Source organism: Methylocaldum sp. RMAD-M (assembly GCF_017832375.1).
In the GTDB taxonomy this organism is placed as follows: domain Bacteria; phylum Pseudomonadota; class Gammaproteobacteria; order Methylococcales; family Methylococcaceae; genus Methylocaldum.
Map to the genome: position 1 here is coordinate 295,398 of NZ_JAFIBZ010000004.1, position 7,557 is coordinate 302,954.

The following is a 7,557-nucleotide window of genomic DNA, read 5'->3' on the forward strand; positions in this document are numbered from 1 at the left end:
TTAAGAAGAGCTGTTTTTGAGTTGAAAAAGTTCTCGGGCGGCGGCAATCAGATCGTGCCGTTCATGGATGCCCGCTTGCTTGATTTGGACGCTGGGTATGTGAATCAATTTATTGGTGAGCAGATTCGCCAAAAGATCCAGCGCCTCTTCGGGAGATTTACCGCATCGTAATGCCTGTTTTGCTCGATGTAAGGCTTCGGCTCGGATCGTTTCGGCGTGGCTGCGGAAGTCGCGGATGGTGGAGGTCGCACCCTGAGCGCGCAACCAGCCCAAAAAATGCTCCACTTCGGTGTCGATAATTTCTTCGGCCTTCTTGGCTGCTTCCTGGCGCGATTTCAGGTTTTCTTCGATGGTGTTCCGCAGGTCGTCGACGGTATAGAGATAAACGTCCCTCAGTTGGGCGACTTCCGGTTCGATGTCGCGAGGCACGGCCAAATCCACCATGAACATCGGCTTATGCTTGCGGGCTTTGAGGGCGCTCTCGACGCCGCCTTTACCCAAAATCGGCAATTGGCTGGCGGTGGATGAAACGACGATGTCGGCCTTGGCCAAGTGCTTCGGCAATTCGGCCAATGAGATGGCAAACCCGTTGAACTGGGTGGCCAAAGTGTGTGCTTTGTCGTAGGTGCGGTTGGCGATTATCAGATGGCCGATTTTGCTTTCGGCCAGATGGCGGGCTGTCAGTTCGATCGTTTCTCCGGCGCCGATCAGTATGGCAGCCTGTTCGGAAAGATCGTCGAAAATTCGTTGTGCTAGGCGCACCGCGGCAAAGGCAACCGAAACCGGGCTGGAACCTATCGCGGTGTCGGTTCGTACCTTCTTGGCGGCGGTGAAGGTGTGCTGAAACAGTTTGCTCAAGGTTTTGCCGAGAGTTCCGGCTTCGGCTGCGGCTTGATAGGCCGATTTCATCTGTCCGAGAATCTGCGGCTCTCCCAGTATCATCGAATCCAACCCGCAGGCGACGCGAAACATGTGACGGATCGTCTCACCGTCGGTGTGGACATAGAGATACGGTTGAAAATCTTCCCGTTGAAGACTCTGCTCTTGAGCGATCCAGTCGATCAGAATGTTTTGATCGTCGGTTTCGACGCCACAGTACAATTCCGTTCGGTTGCACGTGGATAGAATCGCGGCTTCGCCAATTTGGGGTAATTGAATCAGATCCTGCAAGGCACATTTGATTCGTTCGGCCGGAAAGACCAGGCGTTCTCTGATCAAAATCGGTGCTGTGTTGTGATTCAACCCTAAGGTTAAAATGCTCATGAGCTCAAATTTCTGAGACTTTCCAAATATAATTCTAAGAAAAACCTCAAATGCAGCCAAATACCGTTGGTTCGGGTCTATTGTTGCATGTTACGGACAGCGTACAATCTCGCCGGCTTATAAGTCAGTCTACCCCGCTTTAATCGAAAGCTCGGGACATTTTCGCGATGCTGCTTCGGATGAAGGGAGAAAAGCGTTGTCAATACTATCCAAGGTTCTTTTATTAACTTCGGCTTAGGAATTTCGTCAGTGTTGAAACGATTGGTCTGTTTGGCGTGTGTCGGGGCTATTGGGCTATCGGGATGCGCGGGTATTAATCCATCGCGGCCTCATAGTGACGAGTCCTTGGAAGGGGTCCGTCAAGCAGATGTTCAAGAGCTTAATCAGCATTCGGAAGTCGTCTACTTGTTATTGTCGGCAGAATTGGCCGGCCAGCGCGGGCAGTACGAGATTGCTCTGAACAATTATTTGGAAGCCGCCAAGCTTACCCAAGATGCTCAGGTCGCAGAGCGAGCAACTCAAATCGGGCTCTATCTTAAGAATACAGAAAAAGCTCTAACAGCGGCTACATTGTGGAGCGAACGCGATCCGGGAAATGCCTCGGCGCGTCGTGTTGCGGCTTTGTTGCTTCTGAAAGCCGGGCAAACTGATAAGGCTCTGGATCAATTGAGGGCGCTACTGACCCTACCCGACGTAGACCTGGAAAATGCATTGATCGAATTGGTCAAGTGGCTGGATTCGGAGGTTCCGAAGGAAGATGGGGCGAAAGTAATGCAGCGCTTGGTCACAGAATTTCCGAGTATGGCCGAGATTCACTTCGCGTATGCGCTTTTGGCCAGCAGCCGGGGTGAGTATCAGTTAGCCCTGCAGGAAGCAGAAAAAGCGCTGGCTCTGCACCCTGATTGGAATAGGGCTCGCCTATTGCAGGCCCAAGTCATGTCTCAGATGGGTGACTCCGAGGCGGCGAGGGCTACGGTTCAGAAGGCGCTGAGGAGCGATCCCAATAATGTCCGTTTGCGCCTGATCTATTCCCAATTTTTGGCGAAAGCTGGAGATTTTCGAGGGGCGGAGAAAGAGCTGACTCGTATTTTGGAGAAGGATCCGGATAACCATGATGCGCGTTTCGGCCTTGCGACATTGTTGATGGAGGCGGGGCAAGACGAGAAGGCGAGGAAAGAGTTTTCCGATCTAACGACCGTACCCAAGTGGCGGGGACAGGCCTATTTCTATTTGGGGTTGATCGAAGCGCGCCAGAATCGCCTGCAAAATGCGCTGGAGCGGTTCGACAAAGTTGGGTCCGGGCCATTGGAATTCGACGCTAAGGTTAATTCAATTACCGCGTTGATTAATCTCGGCCGTATGGCCGACGCTCGGCAGCGTTTAGTTGACGTGCGCAAAGAATTTCCGAATGAGGCGTTGCGGCTCTACCTGCTGGAGGCAGAGCTCTTGTCCAAAACTAAGGACTATGAGGCGGCGTTTGATTTGCTGACGGAGGCGTTGGAAGAAATGCCGGGCCAGATGGAGTTGCTTTATTCCCGCGCTTTGGTTGCCGAACAGCTAGACCGTGTCGAGGTGTTAGAGGCGGACCTGCGTGCAGTATTGGAAAAGAATCCAGACGATGCCAACGCGCTTAATGCCTTGGGTTACACCCTGGCCGATCGCGGCGACCGATTGGATGAAGCAAAGCGGTATCTCGATCGGGCAATAGAGCTGAAGCCAGATGATCCGGCTATCCTGGATAGTTACGGTTGGCTGCAATACCGTTTGGGAAACTACGATTCGGCACTCGATTATCTGCGGCGCGCTTATGAGTCGGTCAGTGATCCTGAGATAGCGGCACATTTGGGGGAGGTGTTGTGGGAGTCCGGTCGACATCAAGAAGCCAAAAAGATATGGAAAGAGGCGCTCAAGAAGGATCCAGGCCATGAGGACATGAAAAAAATTAAGATCAAGTATCGGGAAGCCTTCAAATAGCGGGTGTTAGAAAGGCCTAATTTTGTTTAGATTCCTTGTTTTTGTGTTGGTCGCGTCGCTGACCGGTTGCGCTGTTTTCAAAAAGGAGCCGCCTCGTCCTGCTCTAGCCCCAAAGGCCGAAGAGAAAAATTATGACTTAAAAGTCTGGCAGCTGGAGGGGCGGATTGGCGTGCAAACCGCGAACGATGCCTGGCAGGCTAATCTGTTCTGGGAGCACGATGCGGAGCAGGATCGCTTGCGAGTGTCGGGGCCTTTTAGCCAGGGCATGGTTTCTATCATTCTGCAAAAAGACCTGATTTACGTTAACGAAGGCGATGGGGTTACGGAGTTGTCCCGCGATCCCGATGCCATGTTAAAGGACCGGCTGGGGTTTGCCGTGCCATTGTCGAGCTTGCGGTACTGGATTGTGGGGTTGCCCGATCCGAACGAAACGCATACCCCTGTTTATGGGGAGTCCGGTTCCTTGCTGGGGTTTAGGCAATCGGGTTGGACGCTCCAGTTCCAAAATTATATGAATGTGGGGGACCGGGTTATGCCGCAGAAGATCGCGATTCAAGGGCCAGATGTTAGGCTCAAACTAATAGCGGATAGCTGGCGTGTTAAGGGGTAGTGCATGATGGACGCGGAAGTGCTTCGTCTGCCAGCACCGGCCAAGCTTAATCTAATGCTGAGAATAGTGGGCCGGCGAGACGATGGTTACCACTTGCTCCAAACCGTATTTCAATTCATCGATCGTTGCGACTGGATTACGCTGCGCCGTCGCTCCGATGGCCGCATTCGGCTGTTGAGCCCGCTCCCCGGTGTGCCGGAAGAGCAGGATCTCACGGTAAGGGCTGCGCAACTCCTGCGTCGCGTAACCGATGTTGAATACGGAGTCGAGATTGAAATTGAGAAAAATCTGCCCATGGGAGGTGGGCTTGGGGGCGGAAGCTCGGATGCCGCAACAGCGCTGCTTGGGTTGAATGCCTTATGGCGGACAGGCTTGTCTTTGCAGGATCTGATGGTGTTGGGTCTGCAGTTGGGCGCTGACGTTCCGGTTTTTGTCAATGGTTGTTCGACCTGGGCCGAGGGGGTTGGGGAGGTGTTGACTCCATTGGAGCTGCCGGAGCCTTGGTATGTCGTCGTGGTGCCTAGCTGCCATGTGGCGACCGCGCAAATTTTTTCGGCGCCCGGTTTGACACGAAATAACAAACCGATCAAAATAGCGGACTTTCTTGCGGGGCAGCAGGAAAACCATTGTTTGCCTGTGGTTTCGGAATTCTACCCGGAAGTTGGAGTTGCCTTGAGCAGTTTGGGGCGTTTTGCGCCCGCCAGACTTACCGGTACCGGGGCCTGCGTGTTTGCCGCATTTTCTGATGAAGCTGATGCGCGGGCGGCGGCCATGACATTAGAGAGCGACTGGTCGGTGTTTGTCGCGCGAGGACGGAATCGGTCGGCTCTCCATCAGGCGCTGAAGCTGGTCTGAATAGGGCCGTCAACAACATTATTGGGGCGTAGCCAAGCGGTAAGGCACCGGGTTTTGATCCCGGCATTCCCAGGTTCGAATCCTGGCGCCCCAGCCATAGTAATTCCGACTCGACGTCTCGACTTTGGAGTGTCTTGAATGACAGACGCCTCGTTTATGGTGTTTTCCGGGAATGCCAATCCTGCCTTGGCCGAAGGCATTGTACGCAAGCTGAACATGCGCTTGGGGATGGCAACCATTGGAAGATTCATTGACGGCGAAATAGCAGTCGAGATCGAGGAAAATGTCCGTGGGCGAGAGGTTTTTCTGATTCAGCCCACCTGCGCGCCAATCAATGAAAATATCATGGAATTGCTAGTCATGATCGACGCTTTTCGTCGGTCGTCGGCGTCCGTGATTACGGCAGTGATTCCTTACTACGGCTATGCGCGCCAAGACCGACGGATCAGGTCGGCCCGCGTTCCTATCACGGCAAAGCTGGTTGCCAAGATGATTTGTGCGGCCGGAGCGGATCGGGTGTTGACCGTGGATCTCCATGCCGATCAGATTCAAGGTTTTTTTGATGTTCCTGTGGATAACGTCTACGCGTCGCCAATTTTATTGGGCGATGTTTGGCGGCAGAAATATCAGAATCTGATTGTTGTTTCCCCCGATGTGGGTGGGGTGGTAAGGGCGCGGGCATTGGCCAAACGTCTCGACGATGCCGATTTGGCGATCATCGACAAGCGTCGTCCGAGGCCGAATGAGGCTAAAGTGATGAATATCATCGGCGATGTCGAAGGGCGCACCTGTATCATGGTCGATGACCTGGTGGACACGGCCGGAACCTTGTGCCGGGCGGCCGGCGCATTAAAGGACCATGGTGCGCGGCGAGTAGTGGCGTATTGTACTCACCCTGTGTTGTCCGGGCGGGCGATAGAAAATATCGAAGATTCGGTGCTCGATGAGTTGGTTGTGACGGATACGATTCCGCTGCGTCGGGATGCTCAGCAATGTAAAAAGATCCGGCAGTTGAGCGTCGCTGAGATGTTGGCGGAGACGATACGCCGTATCGCGGTCGGCGAGTCGGTCAGTTCGCTTTATGTAGATTGATCCAATTTTTTAACTCACTGCTAAGAGTATTTTGGAGAGAAAGATGGTAGGCAGTTTTGTCTTTGATGCTGAATTGAGAACGAATACCGGTAAAGGTGATGCGCGGCGGCTGCGTCGGGCTGGCAAGGTTCCGGCGGTTTTGTACGGCGGTAACGCCGACCCGATTGGCTTGGTGCTGGAGCACAATAAGGTCGTGAAGAGTCTGGAGAGCGAGGCCGTTTATTCCCATGTTCTGACTGTTAAGGTCAGTGGCCGAGAGGAGCGGGCGATCCTGAAGGGTTTGCAGAGGCATCCGAGTAAGCCGATTATCATGCATATGGATTTTCAGCGTGTAAGCCGGGGAGAGAAGATTCGCGTTCATGTGCCTTTGCATTTCGTCAATCAGGATATCTCGGTTGGCGTGAAAAAAGGCGGGGTAGTAACCCACAACTTGGTCGACGTGGAGGTCGCTTGTACACCGGACCAGCTACCCGAATACATAGAGGTTGATCTGGCGCATGTTGATGTGGGGCAGTCGGTCCATCTCTCGGATTTGAAGGTGCCTGAAGGAGTTGAAATTCTCGCTCTCGCTCATGGACCGGAGCACGATTTGCCGGTCGCGGCGATTCAGTCCGGGAAGGTTGCTGAATCGTCGGAGAGTCCGGCTGAATAGGCTGGTTCATTGCTGACAAAATGGCCGGGAGGGGCTTTTGTCTATTCGATTCCGGCTGGTTGTCGGTTTAGGGAATCCGACGACCAAATATGAAAAAACCCGGCATAACGCCGGGTTTTGGTTTGTGGATGAGCTCGCATCTTCGTATGGCGTTCCGTTTAGGGAGGATCGGCGTTTCGAGGGATTGGTCGCGACGCCGGAACTCGAAAACGAAAGCGTTCTGCTCCTAAAGCCGATGACGTTCATGAACCGGAGTGGGCAATCGGTCGCGGCACTGGCTCGATATTATAAAATCGGTGTCGAGCAGATATTGGTGGCTCACGATGAGCTCGATTTTGCTCCTGGTGTCGCTCGACTGAAATGCGGCGGTGGGCACGGGGGGCATAACGGTTTGAGGGATCTAATCGACAAGTTGGGGGCGGCTGGGTTTTGTCGTATACGCATTGGCATCGGTCACCCCGGTAATCGCGACGATGTCGTACCTTATGTGCTCGGCAAGCCGGGTAGTGACGAGCGCGAATCAATAGATCGCGCAATTTCTCGAGTGATCGAACTGTTTCCCGCGATCTTGCAGGGGGACCTCGGCGCTGTAACAAGCTGTCTGCATAACGATTCAAGAATTGGCGCGTCTTGAATATTGACACCGACAATCGAATACCGAATAATTCACATCTTAACCCTTGGAGGGGTTCCCGAGCGGTCAAAGGGATCAGACTGTAAATCTGACGGCTCTGCCTTCGAAGGTTCGAATCCTTCCCCCTCCACCATTAGATTTAGGATTTTGTGCGCGGGTGTAGTTCAATGGTAGAACCTCAGCCTTCCAAGCTGATGGCGTGGGTTCGATTCCCATCACCCGCTCCAGCAAAAAAGGGCGTCAGGTTTCTTGCCCATATAGCTCAGTCGGTAGAGCACTTCCTTGGTAAGGAAGAGGTCACCGGTTCAAGTCCGGTTATGGGCTCCAGTTTGAATGTATCGGTTATCAGATTAAGGGGTATTGGCGGATGTCCAAAGAAAAGTTTACGCGCACAAAGCCGCATGTGAACGTCGGGACGATTGGTCACGTTGACCATGGCAAGACGACCCTGACGGCGGCTCTGACCAAGGTGGGTGC

8 protein-coding genes and 4 tRNA genes are annotated in these 7,557 nt (G+C 53.4%); 11 read left to right on the forward strand and 1 reads right to left on the reverse strand.

What is annotated here, in order from left to right; genetic code table 11:
- On the reverse strand, positions 1 to 1,263 hold the full coding sequence (gene hemA / locus JOD69_RS06535; RefSeq protein WP_086133756.1) for a glutamyl-tRNA reductase: 1,263 nt from the start codon (positions 1,261 to 1,263) through the stop codon (positions 1 to 3).
- A 345-nt stretch (positions 1,264 to 1,608) separates the two neighbouring features.
- Between hemA and JOD69_RS06540 the strand changes: the two genes are divergently transcribed.
- The 11 genes from JOD69_RS06540 to JOD69_RS06590 form a co-directional block, all read left to right on the forward strand.
- Complete coding sequence (locus JOD69_RS06540) at positions 1,609 to 3,237, forward strand: tetratricopeptide repeat protein (protein ID WP_245245482.1); 1,629 nt, start codon at positions 1,609 to 1,611, stop codon at positions 3,235 to 3,237.
- A gap of 22 nt (positions 3,238 to 3,259) precedes the next feature.
- Positions 3,260 to 3,847, forward strand: a complete 588-nt coding sequence (gene lolB / locus JOD69_RS06545; RefSeq protein ID WP_166642609.1) for a lipoprotein insertase outer membrane protein LolB — start codon at positions 3,260 to 3,262, stop codon at positions 3,845 to 3,847.
- Positions 3,848 to 3,850: 3 nt separating this feature from the next.
- On the forward strand, positions 3,851 to 4,702 hold the full coding sequence (gene ispE / locus JOD69_RS06550) for a 4-(cytidine 5'-diphospho)-2-C-methyl-D-erythritol kinase (RefSeq protein ID WP_205780891.1): 852 nt from the start codon (positions 3,851 to 3,853) through the stop codon (positions 4,700 to 4,702).
- A gap of 22 nt (positions 4,703 to 4,724) precedes the next feature.
- Positions 4,725 to 4,799: transfer RNA gene (locus JOD69_RS06555), tRNA-Gln, on the forward strand.
- A gap of 41 nt (positions 4,800 to 4,840) precedes the next feature.
- Complete coding sequence (locus tag JOD69_RS06560; RefSeq protein ID WP_077732582.1) at positions 4,841 to 5,794, forward strand: ribose-phosphate diphosphokinase; 954 nt, start codon at positions 4,841 to 4,843, stop codon at positions 5,792 to 5,794.
- Positions 5,795 to 5,837: 43 nt separating this feature from the next.
- Positions 5,838 to 6,446 (forward strand): 50S ribosomal protein L25/general stress protein Ctc, encoded by a 609-nt coding sequence (locus JOD69_RS06565; protein WP_077732581.1) that lies wholly within the window; start codon positions 5,838 to 5,840, stop codon positions 6,444 to 6,446.
- Between the two features lie 37 nt (positions 6,447 to 6,483).
- Entirely contained in the window at positions 6,484 to 7,080 is a 597-nt protein-coding gene (gene pth / locus JOD69_RS06570; RefSeq protein WP_077732580.1) for an aminoacyl-tRNA hydrolase, read from the forward strand.
- A 48-nt stretch (positions 7,081 to 7,128) separates the two neighbouring features.
- Positions 7,129 to 7,213, forward strand: a tRNA-Tyr gene (locus JOD69_RS06575).
- A 20-nt stretch (positions 7,214 to 7,233) separates the two neighbouring features.
- Positions 7,234 to 7,307: transfer RNA gene (locus JOD69_RS06580), tRNA-Gly, on the forward strand.
- Between the two features lie 24 nt (positions 7,308 to 7,331).
- Positions 7,332 to 7,407 (forward strand) — tRNA-Thr (locus JOD69_RS06585).
- 40 nt (positions 7,408 to 7,447) lie between these two features.
- Positions 7,448 to 7,557 (forward strand): GTP-binding protein (locus JOD69_RS06590; RefSeq protein WP_133717654.1); only part of this gene is annotated, 110 nt, incomplete at its 3' end.